This window comes from Bacillus sp. FSL L8-0099 (assembly GCF_038006385.1).
Taxonomy (GTDB): Bacteria; Bacillota; Bacilli; order Bacillales; family Bacillaceae_G; genus Bacillus_A; species Bacillus_A toyonensis.
The window spans coordinates 4,485,672-4,499,171 of the sequence record NZ_JBBOVC010000001.1 but is presented as its reverse complement, the minus strand read 5'-3'; the positions used below and the strand labels follow the sequence as shown (position 1 = coordinate 4,499,171).

General features: G+C 36.7%; 14 protein-coding genes. 11 read left to right on the top strand and 3 right to left on the bottom strand.

Features of this window, described 5'->3' with window-relative positions; all coding sequences use genetic code 11:
* The 5 genes from MHH42_RS22865 to uvrC all read left to right on the top strand — a co-directional run bounded on the left by MHH42_RS22865 (position 1) and on the right by uvrC (position 5,103).
* Positions 1 to 777, top strand: a complete 777-nt coding sequence (locus MHH42_RS22865) for an enoyl-CoA hydratase (protein WP_000911298.1) — start codon at positions 1 to 3, stop codon at positions 775 to 777.
* Positions 778 to 856: 79 nt separating this feature from the next.
* Positions 857 to 1,630 carry an electron transfer flavoprotein subunit beta gene (etfB, locus tag MHH42_RS22860; RefSeq protein WP_070173818.1) on the top strand — a complete coding sequence of 258 codons (774 nt, stop codon included), beginning with the start codon at positions 857 to 859 and terminating at the stop codon, positions 1,628 to 1,630.
* A gap of 36 nt (positions 1,631 to 1,666) precedes the next feature.
* Positions 1,667 to 2,644 carry an electron transfer flavoprotein subunit alpha gene (etfA, locus tag MHH42_RS22855; RefSeq protein WP_070173817.1) on the top strand — a complete coding sequence of 326 codons (978 nt, stop codon included), beginning with the start codon at positions 1,667 to 1,669 and terminating at the stop codon, positions 2,642 to 2,644.
* A 211-nt stretch (positions 2,645 to 2,855) separates the two neighbouring features.
* Entirely contained in the window at positions 2,856 to 3,170 is a 315-nt protein-coding gene (trxA, locus tag MHH42_RS22850) for a thioredoxin (RefSeq protein WP_000974757.1), read from the top strand.
* Positions 3,171 to 3,318: 148 nt separating this feature from the next.
* Positions 3,319 to 5,103: an excinuclease ABC subunit C gene (gene uvrC / locus MHH42_RS22845; RefSeq protein WP_000544286.1), complete on the top strand. Its 1,785-nt coding sequence runs from the start codon at positions 3,319 to 3,321 to the stop codon at positions 5,101 to 5,103.
* Positions 5,104 to 5,217: 114 nt separating this feature from the next.
* Here the strand turns inward: uvrC and MHH42_RS22840 are convergent, their stop codons facing one another.
* Positions 5,218 to 5,667 (bottom strand): YslB family protein, encoded by a 450-nt coding sequence (locus tag MHH42_RS22840; protein ID WP_000042215.1) that lies wholly within the window; start codon positions 5,665 to 5,667, stop codon positions 5,218 to 5,220.
* 299 nt (positions 5,668 to 5,966) lie between these two features.
* On the opposite strand from MHH42_RS22840, the gene sdhC reads away from it, so the two are divergent.
* From sdhC to MHH42_RS22820, 4 genes are all read left to right on the top strand, one after another.
* Positions 5,967 to 6,593, top strand: coding sequence for a succinate dehydrogenase cytochrome B558 (gene sdhC, locus MHH42_RS22835; RefSeq protein WP_000678354.1), 627 nt, complete (start codon positions 5,967 to 5,969; stop codon positions 6,591 to 6,593).
* Between the two features lie 13 nt (positions 6,594 to 6,606).
* A complete protein-coding gene (gene sdhA, locus MHH42_RS22830; protein ID WP_070173816.1) occupies positions 6,607 to 8,400 on the top strand; it encodes a succinate dehydrogenase flavoprotein subunit in 1,794 nt (597 codons plus the stop codon).
* Entirely contained in the window at positions 8,393 to 9,154 is a 762-nt protein-coding gene (gene sdhB / locus MHH42_RS22825; protein ID WP_001291830.1) for a succinate dehydrogenase iron-sulfur subunit, read from the top strand. The genes sdhA and sdhB overlap by 8 nt, the downstream gene beginning before the upstream one ends.
* Before the next feature lie 90 nt (positions 9,155 to 9,244).
* Positions 9,245 to 9,691 (top strand): acyl-CoA thioesterase, encoded by a 447-nt coding sequence (locus MHH42_RS22820; RefSeq protein ID WP_070173815.1) that lies wholly within the window; start codon positions 9,245 to 9,247, stop codon positions 9,689 to 9,691.
* A gap of 38 nt (positions 9,692 to 9,729) precedes the next feature.
* Here the strand turns inward: MHH42_RS22820 and MHH42_RS22815 are convergent, their stop codons facing one another.
* Positions 9,730 to 10,509: a M15 family metallopeptidase gene (locus tag MHH42_RS22815; protein WP_000720189.1), complete on the bottom strand. Its 780-nt coding sequence runs from the start codon at positions 10,507 to 10,509 to the stop codon at positions 9,730 to 9,732.
* 264 nt (positions 10,510 to 10,773) lie between these two features.
* Here MHH42_RS22815 and motA point away from each other — a divergent pair, with 264 nt between their 5' ends.
* Both motA and motB read left to right on the top strand, forming a co-directional pair.
* Positions 10,774 to 11,568, top strand: coding sequence for a flagellar motor stator protein MotA (gene motA / locus MHH42_RS22810; protein WP_000344856.1), 795 nt, complete (start codon positions 10,774 to 10,776; stop codon positions 11,566 to 11,568).
* Complete coding sequence (gene motB / locus MHH42_RS22805) at positions 11,558 to 12,343, top strand: flagellar motor protein MotB (protein ID WP_001256738.1); 786 nt, start codon at positions 11,558 to 11,560, stop codon at positions 12,341 to 12,343. The genes motA and motB overlap by 11 nt, the downstream gene beginning before the upstream one ends.
* A gap of 29 nt (positions 12,344 to 12,372) precedes the next feature.
* On the opposite strand, the gene MHH42_RS22800 is transcribed toward motB, so the two are convergent.
* Positions 12,373 to 13,200, bottom strand: a complete 828-nt coding sequence (locus MHH42_RS22800) for a 5'-nucleotidase, lipoprotein e(P4) family (RefSeq protein WP_000782780.1) — start codon at positions 13,198 to 13,200, stop codon at positions 12,373 to 12,375.
* Positions 13,201 to 13,500: the final 300 nt, after the last annotated feature.

Here is a 13,500-nt window from a genome sequence, read left to right as displayed (position 1 = left end):
ATGTTGAAATTCCTATCTGTAAGAGTTGAAGACCATATTGCGGTGGCGACGTTAAATCACGGGCCAGCGAATGCGATGTCTTCACAAGTTATGCATGACGTTACTGAGTTAATTGATCAAGTGGAGAAGGATGATAACATTCGTGTTGTTGTTATTCACGGTGAAGGGCGCTTCTTCTCAGCTGGAGCAGATATTAAAGAATTTACATCTGTTACTGAAGCGAAGCAAGCGACAGAATTAGCACAGCTTGGACAAGTTACATTTGAGCGTGTTGAAAAATGTTCAAAACCAGTTATCGCGGCAATTCATGGAGCGGCACTTGGCGGCGGCCTTGAGTTTGCTATGTCTTGCCACATGCGCTTTGTAACTGAAAGTGCAAAACTTGGTTTACCTGAATTAACACTTGGATTAATTCCTGGTTTTGCAGGTACACAGCGCTTACCACGTTATGTTGGGAAAGCGAAAGCTTGTGAAATGATGTTAACGAGTACACCAATTACTGGTGCAGAAGCATTAAAATGGGGACTTGTTAACGGAGTGTTTTCTGAAGAAACACTTTTAGACGATACACTTAAAGTTGCAAAACAAATTGCTGGAAAAAGTCTAGCAACAACTCGTGCTGTGTTAGAGTTATTGCAAACGACAAAATCGTCTCATTATTACGAAGGTGTACAGCGCGAAGCTCAAATCTTCGGTGAAGTATTTACGAGTGAAGATGGAAGAGAAGGTGTAGCAGCGTTTTTAGAAAAACGTAAGCCTTCGTTTAGTGGTAGGTAGTTCAATTATTTTTTTAATATAAATTAACAGAATTTTAAAATTGATAGAATCTTTCTGAAAAAATAAGGGGGTAAATGGAATGAACATCTACGTACTCATGAAACGAACATTTGATACAGAAGAAAAAATCGTAATTAAAAACGGTGCAATTTACGATGGCGAAGCGGAATTCATCATCAACCCTTACGATGAATATGCGATTGAAGAAGCAATTCAAGTAAGAGACGCACAAGGTGGAGAAGTTACTGTCGTAACAGTTGGTGGCGAAGATAGTGAGAAAGAACTTCGTACAGCATTAGCGATGGGCTGTGATAAAGCGGTATTAATTAATATTGAAGATGATGTTGAAAATGGCGATCAGTTTACAACAGCAAAAGTACTTGCTGAATATTTAAAAGATAAAGATGCAGATTTAATTTTAGGCGGAAACGTTGCGATTGACGGTGCATCTGGACAAGTTGGTCCACGCGTAGCTGAAGCGCTAAATATTCCGTACGTAACGACAATTACAAAACTTGAGATTGATGGTACAAACGTGAAGATTGAGCGTGACGTTGAAGGTGATACAGAAATTATTGAAACTTCATTACCAGTTTTAGTAACAGCACAACAAGGTTTAAACGAACCGCGTTATCCATCGCTTCCAGGTATTATGAAAGCGAAGAAAAAGCCACTGGAAGAAGTAGAATTAGATGATTTAGATTTAGAAGAAGATGATGTGGAAGCAAAGACAAAAACAATTGAAATCTATTTGCCTCCTAAGAAAGATGCAGGAAAAGTGTTACAAGGCGAGCTGCAAGATCAAGTAAAAGAACTTGTATCGTTGCTCCATACAGAAGCGAAAGTAATCTAATAAAATACGAAATTATATATGCAGGAGGGAAAATCTATGGCTCGTAAAGTATTAGTAATGGGTGAAGTTCGTGACGGATCGCTACGTAACGTTTCGTTTGAAGCGGTAGCAGCAGCAAAAACAATTGCAGAAGGCGGTGAAGTGGTAGGTCTTCTAGTTGGAGACAGCGTTGCCACTTTTGCAAATGAATTGATTCATTACGGTGCAGATCGCGTTGTGACAGTTGAAAATGATAAATTAAAATCATATACATCTGATGGTTACGCACAAGCGTTTTTAGCTGTATATGCTGAAGAAAAGCCAGAAGGTATCGTATTTGGACATACAGCACTTGGTAAAGATTTATCACCAAAATTAGCAGCGAAACTTGAAGCTGGTCTAATTTCTGATGTAACTGCTTTAGAAGTTGAAGGTGGAAATGTTATCTTCACTCGTCCGATTTACTCTGGTAAAGCGTTTGAGAAGAAGATTGTAACAGATGGTATCTTATTTGCGACAGTGCGTCCAAATAACATTGCAACTCTTGAAAAAGACGAGTCTCGCACAGGTGACGTGTCTTCTATTACAGTAGATGTGAAAGATTTACGTACAATTATTCAAGATGTTGTCCGTAAAACTGCAGAAGGCGTTGATCTTTCAGAAGCGAAAGTTATTATCGCTGGCGGACGTGGTGTGAAGAGTGAAGATGGATTTAAGCCATTAAAAGAGTTAGCTGATGTACTAGGCGGCGCTGTTGGAGCATCTCGTGGTGCTTGTGACGCTGAGTATTGCGATTACTCATTACAAATTGGTCAAACGGGTAAAGTCGTTACGCCAGATCTATACATTGCATGCGGTATTTCTGGTGCGATTCAACATTTAGCTGGTATGTCTAACTCAAAAATAATCGTTGCAATTAATAAAGATCCAGAAGCAAGTATTTTCAAAGTAGCTGACTATGGTATTGTTGGTGACTTATTCGAAGTTTTACCTCTTTTAACAGAAGAGTTTAAAAAGTTAAAAGTACATTCATGATTTGAGTACCCTTGAGTTCCAAGTGAAGTACCCCTATATATAGAAAAAGGTGAGGGATCCCCTGTCCCTCACCTTTTTAGTATTTCATCCATATTTTTATATAGTATAAAGGAACATTTTTTTGTTACAATACATAACGATACATATTATTCGCCACGTATATAAGTTAATGATATACTCTTGGTAGAATATACTTGAAGGAGGAAATAAAATGGCAATTATAAACGCAAATGACCAAAGCTTCGCAGCTGAAACTAGCGAAGGTGTTGTATTATTAGATTTCTGGGCACCTTGGTGTGGACCTTGTAAAATGATCGCTCCTGTATTAGAGGAAATCGATTCAGAACTAGGTGAAAAAGTAAAAGTAGTAAAAGTAGACGTTGATGAAAACCAAGAAACTGCTCGTCAATTTGAAGTAATGAGCATTCCAGCTCTTTTCGTATTAAAAGACGGTAAAGTAGTTGATCAAGCGTTAGGTTACAAACCGAAAGAAGCGTTAGTAGAATTAGTTTCTAAACACTTCTAAAAGAAAGAAGCTACCATTTGGTAGCTTTTTTTATTTTCCTTTTTTAAACCTTTCCGTTACAATAAAAGAACGTATGTTGGGTGTTTTGTCATTGTATGTTTTTATTTTGAATTTGCAATGATAAGCATGTAGAAATGGAGGTAGGCGAGTGCACGAACATTTGAAAGAGAAATTGGCTATTTTACCAGATCAACCTGGTTGTTATTTAATGAAAGATAAGCAAGGAACGGTTATATATGTCGGGAAGGCAAAAGTGTTAAAAAATCGTGTGCGCTCGTACTTTACTGGTTCGCATGATGGGAAAACACTTCGGCTTGTAGGAGAAATTGTAGATTTTGAATATATCGTAACCTCTTCAAATTTGGAGGCTCTTATTTTAGAGTTAAATTTAATAAAAAAGTATGATCCAAAATATAATATTCAATTAAAAGATGATAAAACATATCCTTTTATTAAAATTACCGCTGAAAAACAGCCGCGCTTACTCATTACGCGTAACGTAAAAAAGGATAAAGGAAAGTATTTTGGCCCTTATCCGAATGCACAATCAGCTCATGAAACGAAAAAACTATTAGATCGCATGTATCCGCTTCGCAAATGCTCAAACATGCCCGATAAAGTGTGTTTATATTATCATATGGGCCAATGTTTAGCACCTTGTGTGAAAGAAGTGACGGAAGAACAAAATAAAGAAATTGTGGATGAAATTATTAAGTTTTTAAATGGTGGACATAAAGAAATTCGTTCAGAATTAGAAACAAAGATGTATGAGGCTTCAGAGAAACTAGAATTTGAACGTGCGAAAGAATTGCGAGATCAAATTGCTCATATAGATGCAATTATGGAAAAACAAAAGATGATTATGAGTGACTTAGTGGACCGTGATGTATTTGGATATGCAGTTGATAAAGGATGGATGTGCGTTCAAGTTTTCTTCGTTCGAAAAGGAAAGCTAATTGAACGTGATGTTTCTATGTTTCCAATCTATGATGAACCAGAAGAGGGATTTTTAACGTTTATCGGTCAATTTTATGAAAACAGCAGTCATTTTAAACCGAAAGAAATTGTTGTTCCAGGAAGTATAGACTCAGAATTAGTAGAACGCTTTTTAGAAGTTGAAGCGACGCAGCCGAAACGTGGTAAGAAAAAAGATCTTGTAGAATTAGCAAATAAAAATGCGAAAATTGCACTTGAAGAGAAATTCTACTTAATTGAACGTGATGAAGAGCGAACGATTAAAGCTGTAGATCAGTTAGGAAAGCAGCTCGGGATTGAAACACCGTATCGTATTGAAGCGTTTGATAACTCAAATATTCAAGGAACAAATCCCGTTTCTGCAATGATTGCTTTTATCGATGGGAAACCAGCGAAGAAAGAGTACAGGAAATATAAAATTAAAACGGTTCAAGGACCAGATGATTATGAGTCTATGAGAGAAGTTGTGAGGCGCCGTTATACAAGGGCGCTTAAAGAGAATTTACCATTACCAGATTTAATCATTATTGACGGGGGAAAAGGTCATCTGGCAGCTGTAAGTGATGTTCTAGAAAATGAGCTTGGGTTATATATTCCGATGGCAGGCCTTGTAAAAGATGACAAACATAAAACATCCCATTTAATTATTGGGGATCCACCTGAACCGGTGATACTTGAGAGGAATAGCCAAGAATTTTATTTATTGCAGCGCATTCAAGATGAAGTGCATCGATTTGCGATTACATTCCATCGTCAATTACACGGGAAATCTGTCATTCAATCAGCACTGGACGATATTCCAGGAATCGGTGATAAACGGAAAAAGGTATTGTTAAAACATTTTGGTTCATTAAAGAAGATGAAAGAAGCTTCTGTAGCAGAATTTGTCGAAGCGGGTATGCCGAAAAATGTCGCGGAAACAATTTATACGTATTTAACAGATAAGAAGACGTTGTAGTTTACAACGTCTTCTGTTTTTTGGTATAATTTCTGAATATTTAAAATAAACGCATCTGAATGAAAATACAAAAAAGTCAACTAAACTTATATGTCTAGTTGACTGTAGATAAGGCTACACTTCAATGAGATCTTTTATATCCCATTTCACAAGAAATGTAATAGAGTCTGAACGTTTTTTCTTTTCTTCGTATGACTCTGCTACGACGTTTCGTTGCTTCTGAATTTGCTCAGCAATGAATCCAGCTTCTAATTGATAAGAAGAATGTCTGTTTTGTTTTTGACGTTCAGCAATGAGAGTGCCTTTAAGTTGGAACTGCATTTCACGACGTTTATGTTCAATAATACTTAAAGTGCCCCAACCAGCTTTTTCAAAGAACTGAATGACTTCTTCAATTGTTTCTAGCGGATATTTTCTTGCAAGGTTTCTACCGGACCAGTATAAAATACCATCTAAATCGTTACCAATTAAATCAGGTAGTAATTCTTCACGTAGCAATTCATAAGCGAAGGCGTTCAATGAAACATCTTCTAAAGATGTTATATCGATTGTATTTTTGCTCACAATATTCCCCTCTTTCTATAGGGCTTATTATATAACATTTCTCATTTATAAAAACAGATTTTTCTTTAGGAAAATCTGAATATATAAGAAGAAAAAAAGAATTGGCAAATTATATGCAAATTATGTATACGTTTTCTTGACGCTTCGACAAAAATAGGAGTAAAATGAACTTGGTATCAAATTATGCTGAAATATTTCGAATAATTTTTTCAGTTTTTCTTATGCCAATAGTGAAAAAACATTATTGTTGTAAATTAATCTGAAAACAGCAGTCAAACATTCAAGGGGGTAATGGGGACATGAAAGGCCGCGAGTATACGTTTCGTAAGTGGCACTCATTAATGGGGGTCATCCCGGTTGGTGTCTTTTTGACGCAACATCTAATTGTAAACAACTTTGCAACAAGAGGAGCAGAGGCTTTTAACAAAGCTGCAGGCTTTATGGAGCTCCTTCCATTCCGGTATGCGCTAGAAATTTTCATCATCTTTTTACCTATACTGTACCATGCTATATATGGCTTATATATTGCATTTACAGCTAAGAACAATGCGGTATCTTACGGTTATTTCCGTAACTGGATGTTCGTCTTCCAACGAATTTCAGGTATCGTTACGCTGATCTTCATTTCTTGGCACGTCTGGGAAACTCGTATTCAAGCAATGTTAGGTAAAGAGGTAAACTACGATATGATGGCAGATATTTTAAACAATCCAGCTATGTTTGCATTCTATTTAGTTGGTGTTGTTTCAACAATTTTCCACTTTGCAAATGGACTATGGACATTCTGCATTAGCTGGGGAATTACAGTGTCTCCACGTTCACAAAGAATCTCTACTTATGTAACATTAGCTATTTTCTTAGGTCTATCTTATGTAGGTGTGAGTGCATTATTAGCGTTCATCGATCCACAGCTAGCAAACCAGTAAGGAGTGGGAGAGCATGAAAGGGAAACTTATAGTAGTCGGCGGTGGCTTGGCTGGCTTAATGGCAACGATTAAAGCGGCAGAAGCAGGAGTAAATGTTGAACTGTTTTCATTAGTACCAGTAAAACGTTCACATTCTGTATGTGCTCAGGGCGGAATTAACGGTGCCGTAAATACGAAAGGTGAAGGGGATTCTCCATGGATCCACTTTGACGATACAATTTATGGTGGGGATTTCTTAGCGAACCAACCACCAGTTAAAGCAATGTGTGAAGCAGCACCTGGTATTATTCATTTAATGGACCGTATGGGTGTTATGTTCAACCGTACGGAAGAAGGACTTCTTGATTTCCGTCGTTTTGGTGGAACACAACATCACCGTACAGCATTTGCTGGTGCAACAACTGGACAGCAATTACTATACGCATTAGATGAGCAAGTACGTCGTCACGAAGTAGCAGGACTTGTAACGAAATATGAAGGTTGGGATTTCTTACGAGCTGTTGTTGATGATGAAGGTGTGTGCCGAGGAATCGTTGCACAAGACTTACAAACTATGGAGATTAAAAGTTTCCAAGCTGATGCCGTGATTATGGCAACAGGGGGCCCTGGTATCATCTTTGGAAAATCAACTAACTCTATTATCAATACAGGTACAGCAGCGTCTGCTGTATATCAACAAGGTGCATATTATGCGAACGGTGAGTTTATTCAAATCCATCCAACGGCAATTCCTGGAGACGATAAGTTACGTCTTATGAGTGAATCTGCACGTGGTGAAGGTGGGCGTGTTTGGACATATAAAGATGGTAAGCCATGGTACTTCTTAGAAGAGAAATATCCTGCTTACGGAAACCTTGTACCTCGTGATATTGCAACGCGTGAAATCTTTGATGTTTGCGTAGAGCAAAAACTAGGTATTAACGGTGAAAACATGGTGTACCTAGATCTTTCTCATAAAGATCCGAAAGAACTAGATATTAAACTTGGTGGAATTATTGAAATCTATGAGAAGTTTACAGGAGATGATCCTCGTAAACTACCAATGAAAATCTTCCCAGCGGTTCACTATTCAATGGGCGGGCTATGGGTTGATTATAAGCAAATGACAAGCATTCCAGGTTTATTTGCAGCAGGTGAGTGCGATTATTCTATGCACGGTGGTAACCGCCTTGGTGCGAACTCACTATTATCAGCAATTTACGGTGGTATGGTAGCAGGACCGAACGCAATTGAGTATATGAAAGGTCTTTCTAAATCATCTGATGCTGTTTCATCTAGTGTATATGAGCAAAATGAATTAATCGAAACAGAGAAATTTAACAATATTTTAACGCTTGATGGTAACGAAAATGCATATGTTCTTCACAAAGAGCTTGGAGAATGGATGACAGATAACGTTACAGTAGTTCGTGAAAATAAAAAGTTATTAGAAACAGATGCAAAAATTGAAGAGTTAATGGCGCGTTACAAATGCATTAACATTAACGATACAGCAAGATGGAGTAACCAGGGTGCTTCATTTACACGTCAACTTGCAAATATGTTTGAGCTAGCTCGTGTTATTACAATTGGGGCATATAACCGTAATGAAAGCCGTGGAGCGCATTACAAACCGGAATTCCCAAATCGTGATGATGCAAACTTCTTAAAAACTACAATGGCAAAATTTGAGGGAGAAGGAAATGCACCAGCATTCCATTACGAAGAAGTGGATGTTTCATTAATTAAACCACGTAAACGTGACTATTCTTCAAAACATGATGTAGCTGCTAAGGGTGAAGAGAAGGGGGATAAGCAACATGTCTGAGAAAACAATCCGCCTCATCATTACGAGACAAGATGGACCAGATGCACAAGAGTTTGACCAAGAGTTTGAAATTCCATATCGTCCAAATATGAATATTATTTCGGCACTTATGGAAATTCGCCGTAATCCTGTTGATTCAAAAGGGAACCAAACAACTCCGATTGCATGGGATATGAACTGTTTAGAGGAAGTATGTGGCGCTTGCTCGATGGTTATTAACGGAAAACCACGTCAATCATGTACAGCGCTTATTGATCAATTAGAACAGCCAATTCGCTTAAAACCGATGAAGACATTCCCGGTTGTACGTGATTTACAAGTTGACCGTAGTCGTATGTTTAACGCATTAAAACGCGTTAAGGCTTGGATTCCAATCGATGGTACGTATGACCTAGGTCCAGGACCAAGAATGCCGGAGAAGAAACGTCAATGGGCTTATGAGCTTTCAAAATGTATGACATGTGGTGTTTGCTTAGAATCATGTCCAAACGTAAACAGTAAATCTGACTTTATTGGACCAGCACCGTTATCACAAGCTCGTTTATTCAACTCGCATCCAACAGGTGAAATGCACAAAGCAGATCGCTTACGTGCAATTATGGGAGATGGAGGGCTTGCAAACTGTGGTAACTCTCAAAACTGTGTGCAATCATGTCCGAAAGGTATTCCATTAACAACTTCAATCGCAGCATTAAACCGTGATACAACAATTCAATCGTTCAAAGATTTCTTTGGTAGCGATAATAACTATTAATAAATATGCCTCTTCATTTGAAGGGGCAATATTTATAAGGTTATTTTTCAGTTTATTCTGCATATTTGTAATTGAAAAGGAGAGAAAATGATGAAGAGAATTTCTTATATTGAAGACTTTAAGCAATGGGAAAGTGGTTTTTCGTTTTACAATCCTGTAAAAGTTCGTTTCGGTGAAGTAGATATGTTTGGACATGTAAATAATGTCATTGCTTTTACATATTTTGAAGAAGCACGTATCGCATTGTTTAAAGAACTTGGATTTATGCAAGAATGGACAAATGAATCATCAGAAACGATGATCGTTGTTGCAGATTTACAATGTAATTTCATCAAACAAATATATTTTGATGAGCAGTTGAAAGTATATGTAAAGGCAGAAACAGTTGGGAATTCTTCTTTAGATTTGCACTATATGGTCAAAAATGCAGAAGGGGAAGTTTGTTTAGTTGGACGCGGTATGATGGTACAAGCATCGAAAAAAACAGGAAGAGGCGAGCCGTGGCCTGAAGAATGGAAGATGAAATTACTAAAATAATAGAAGAGAATACAAAAATAAGAGAGCGAATCGCTCTCTTATTTTTTATCCTTCATTGCCTCTTCTAATGTTAGATGGTGTTTATATATGTATGTGGCATATGGATTACCAACGTAGCGTAAGTGCCATGGTTCGTATGCGTACTCTGTTGTTTCTGTTTTATCTTCTAAATAACGAATGACAAATCCAAACTCATGGGCGTGTTTTGCAACCCATTTCCCTTCTGTTGTCTCGCCAAAGATTGGTTCTAATTGGAATTTAGCAGATTTTGAGCTAATATCCATTGCTAGACCAGTTTGATGCTCACTTGTTCCTGGAATTGCACTTACCGAATTAGCCTCAGTTTTTCCTTGGCGCTTAATATAGGTATTATGTAATGACTGTTGACGTTTGTAAGAACGGTAACCTGAAACTGCTGTAAGTTCTATCCCCTCGTTTTTCGCTGCTTGGAACATTTTCTCAAGCGCATCTGCAGCATCTTTACGAAGTAATGTTTTCTCTTTATCTTTTGGACTAGTAAATGGTACGTTCGGTTTCTTTAAATCTTCTGGAATATACCCATCTGGTAATTTACGATGTTTATTGACTAATACAAGAGCAGAATCTGGATTTGTTACAACGGAAAAATTATCATCTAGTTTTTTTTCATTATGATCAGCTTTTGGAAAAGCAGGAATCTCTTCTTTTGGATGGTTACTATGTTTTTGACTTTCGACAGCTTTCGCCCCATTTTGTAATGGTGATTCAGAACTGAAATAAGCGAAAGATGTGATACCGATTACAATAGTAGCGGCAGAAATAATTATTATTTTTTTCATGATGCCTTGTAATCACAGTCCTTTCTTAATAAAATATGTATTGTTTTTATTATAAGTTTAGTTTGTTGAAAAGGAAATATAAGAGCCGTAACGTAATGAAAATGCAAAGAAAATGTCAGAAAATGTGTGAAATTGTAGTATTTTTTCATATAATTCATTTCTTATCTTTCATGAATTGAATTTTTTATGTAATATATATACATAAGAAGATGTAGCGATTATCGAGAATAAAGAACTTCTTGTATAGACTAGGAGTGAATGGGAATGGATTTTGCAACAATTATTGGACTCATTTTAGGATTTGTAGCGGTAGTAGTAGGGATGGTCGTCAAGGGCGCTGACGTAACAGCCTTATTGAATCCTGCCGCAGCATTAATTATTTTCATCGGTACATTTGCCGCAGTTTGTATTGCATTTCCGATGAATCAACTAAAAAGGGTTCCAAAATTATTTAAAGTTCTTTTTGGTTCAAATAAAAAGGATTTAAGTTACGAACAGTTGCTAGAATTATTTGTTCATTGGACATCTGAAAGTAGAAAATACGGTATTTTGTCTTTAGAGCAACAATTAGACAAAATTCAAGATGAATTTCTTTTACGTGGTATGAAATTTGTGATTGATGGCGTATCCGCAGAAGATTTAGAGCAGATTTTAGAAGCTGAATTAGAAGCAATTGAAGAAAGGCATGCAAAAGGAGCGGCGATTTTTTCACAAGCTGGTACGTATGCACCGACATTAGGGGTTTTAGGTGCTGTTATTGGTCTTGTAGCTGCGCTTGGTAATTTAACTGATATTGACAAGTTAGGACATGCTATTTCAGGTGCGTTTATTGCAACGATTTTTGGTATTTTTTCAGGTTATGTACTATGGCATCCATTTGCAAATAAGTTAAAGCAAAAATCTGCAGCTGAAATCGAGAAAAAACGTTTAATTATTGATTGTTTATTAATGTTACAAGAAGGTACATATCCGTTTATTATGAAGAACCGTATTTTAGGTGCACTTTCTGCAACTGAGCGTAAAAAGCTAGAAATAGGAGCAGAAAAAAATGCGGAGTAAAAAAAATAGAAGAGGTAAAAAGAAAAAACATGATGAGCATATCGATGAAACGTGGTTAATTCCGTATTCTGATATGTTAACGTTGTTATTTGCATTATTCATCGTATTATTCGCAATGAGTAGTATAGATGCTGCGAAGTTTAAACAGATGGCAGTAGCTTTTCGGAGTGAACTAGCAGGTGGAACAGGAAATAAAGAGTTTTTAAGTGACCAGAAGCCGAATGAAGAGAAAGAGTTGTCAGCAAATAGTTTAGAATCTGAGCAGATTAAAAAGAATGCTGAGGCTGAAGTAAAGCAGCAAGAAATGAATGAATTAAAAGCGGTACAAAAAGGTATTGATAAATATATTGAGGAAAAGCAATTATCGTCTTCTTTTAAAACCGATTTAACTGAAAAAGGATTAATGGTAACAATATTAGAAAATGTACTATTCGACTCGGGGAAAGCAGATGTGAAATTAGAATCGTTAGGGATTGCAAAAGAGATGTCTAACCTGCTTGTTTCCGCATCACCTCGTGAGATTACAGTATCTGGTCATACAGATACTGTTCCTATCGCAAATGCTCAGTTTGCATCAAACTGGGAGTTAAGTACACAGCGTGCCGTTAATTTTATGCAGGTATTACTTCAAAATAAAGATTTGCAACCAGGAAAATTTAGTGCAATTGGTTACGGAGAATACCGTTCGATTGCACCAAATGATACACCGGAAGGAAAAGCAAAAAATAGACGTGTAGAAGTGTTTATTTTACCTTTAACGAGAAATATGCAATAAAGAAAGAGGATGGCAAATGCCATCCTCTTTTATTTTGCTTCAAATGATTTTAAGTTGTCACGACGGACTTTATCTTTTTCCGTATCTGATTTTTTGAAATCATAGTCATACAAAGCGCCTTCCCAATCACCGTACATTGGATTAGGGAAAATGATGAATTTCTCACCAAATTGTGCTTTTGAATCTGCAACTGTTTGATTGCGATCTTTTACCGATTTACCATCAAAACCAGTGAAATCAGATAAGTTATCACCGAAGAATAAGACAATATCATGTGTTTGAGAAACGAGTTCACGGCGTTTCTCTTTCCCTTTTTCTTTCGGATCTTGTAATAATATATGTTCTTTCGTTGCTTGAGGAGCACCTACGCGCTCAAGATTTTTAATAGTTGCATCTAGTTGGTTCGTTTTACGATTTGAGATGTAGTAAATATCTACACCTTTAGACTCTGTATATTTTAAGAAATCAATTGCGCCTGGAAGGGCTTCAGCTTCAGCCTTATTAATCCAATCATCCCATTTGTAAGGATAGCCTTTTCCTGTCTTTACACTCATTGCTTGATGAGGACTGTTGTCTAAAACAGTTTCATCTAAATCAAGTACGATAGCAGGTTTTTTTGCTGTCCCTTTTGCAAGAGCTGCATCCAGCTTCAATTGACCGATATTGTACCCTTGGTAGTAAAGTGCTTTCGTTTCACCAGCTGTTTGATACCATAAATCAGCCATTAATTGCTGTTCTGTTAATTTTACTTTTTCTTCTTTGGCTGCTGTTTTCTCTGTCGTTCCTGAACATGCTACAAGCGATGTAGATAGAACCGCTACAGATAATAAAGTGGTAATGCCCCTCTTCATCTTCATATGTATCCTCCTTGATGTTAGAAAATCATCTTATATTATATATTAAAATATAAAAATTTTTTATGAACATTTGCATATTGTCTTTTGTATATATAGTAGTGTGTCCTATATTAGAAAGATGAGCAAAATAATGATAGTCATTTTGACAGGTTTTATTGTCGTAATGACAATTATAATTGACAAATAAACCTTTGTTATTTACAATTTTAACTAAATAGAACAAATGATGGATTAAAGGTAATGTTATATATAAGAGGATGAAGCGTAGTGCTATATTTTATCCTAAATAAACATAATCTT

What these genes read in the sequence shown, in the direction of transcription:
- MHH42_RS22865 (WP_000911298.1), top strand. Translation starts at nt 1, where the DNA reads ATGTTGAAATTCCTATCTGTAAGAGTTGAAGACCATATTGCGGTGGCG.
- etfB (WP_070173818.1), top strand. Translation starts at nt 857, where the DNA reads ATGAACATCTACGTACTCATGAAACGAACATTTGATACAGAAGAAAAA.
- etfA (WP_070173817.1), top strand. Translation starts at nt 1,667, where the DNA reads ATGGCTCGTAAAGTATTAGTAATGGGTGAAGTTCGTGACGGATCGCTA.
- trxA (WP_000974757.1), top strand. Translation starts at nt 2,856, where the DNA reads ATGGCAATTATAAACGCAAATGACCAAAGCTTCGCAGCTGAAACTAGC.
- sdhC (WP_000678354.1), top strand. Translation starts at nt 5,967, where the DNA reads ATGAAAGGCCGCGAGTATACGTTTCGTAAGTGGCACTCATTAATGGGG.
- sdhA (WP_070173816.1), top strand. Translation starts at nt 6,607, where the DNA reads ATGAAAGGGAAACTTATAGTAGTCGGCGGTGGCTTGGCTGGCTTAATG.
- sdhB (WP_001291830.1), top strand. Translation starts at nt 8,393, where the DNA reads ATGTCTGAGAAAACAATCCGCCTCATCATTACGAGACAAGATGGACCA.
- MHH42_RS22820 (WP_070173815.1), top strand. Translation starts at nt 9,245, where the DNA reads ATGAAGAGAATTTCTTATATTGAAGACTTTAAGCAATGGGAAAGTGGT.
- MHH42_RS22815 (WP_000720189.1), bottom strand. Translation starts at nt 10,509, where the DNA reads ATGAAAAAAATAATAATTATTTCTGCCGCTACTATTGTAATCGGTATC.
- motA (WP_000344856.1), top strand. Translation starts at nt 10,774, where the DNA reads ATGGATTTTGCAACAATTATTGGACTCATTTTAGGATTTGTAGCGGTA.
- motB (WP_001256738.1), top strand. Translation starts at nt 11,558, where the DNA reads ATGCGGAGTAAAAAAAATAGAAGAGGTAAAAAGAAAAAACATGATGAG.
- MHH42_RS22800 (WP_000782780.1), bottom strand. Translation starts at nt 13,200, where the DNA reads ATGAAGATGAAGAGGGGCATTACCACTTTATTATCTGTAGCGGTTCTA.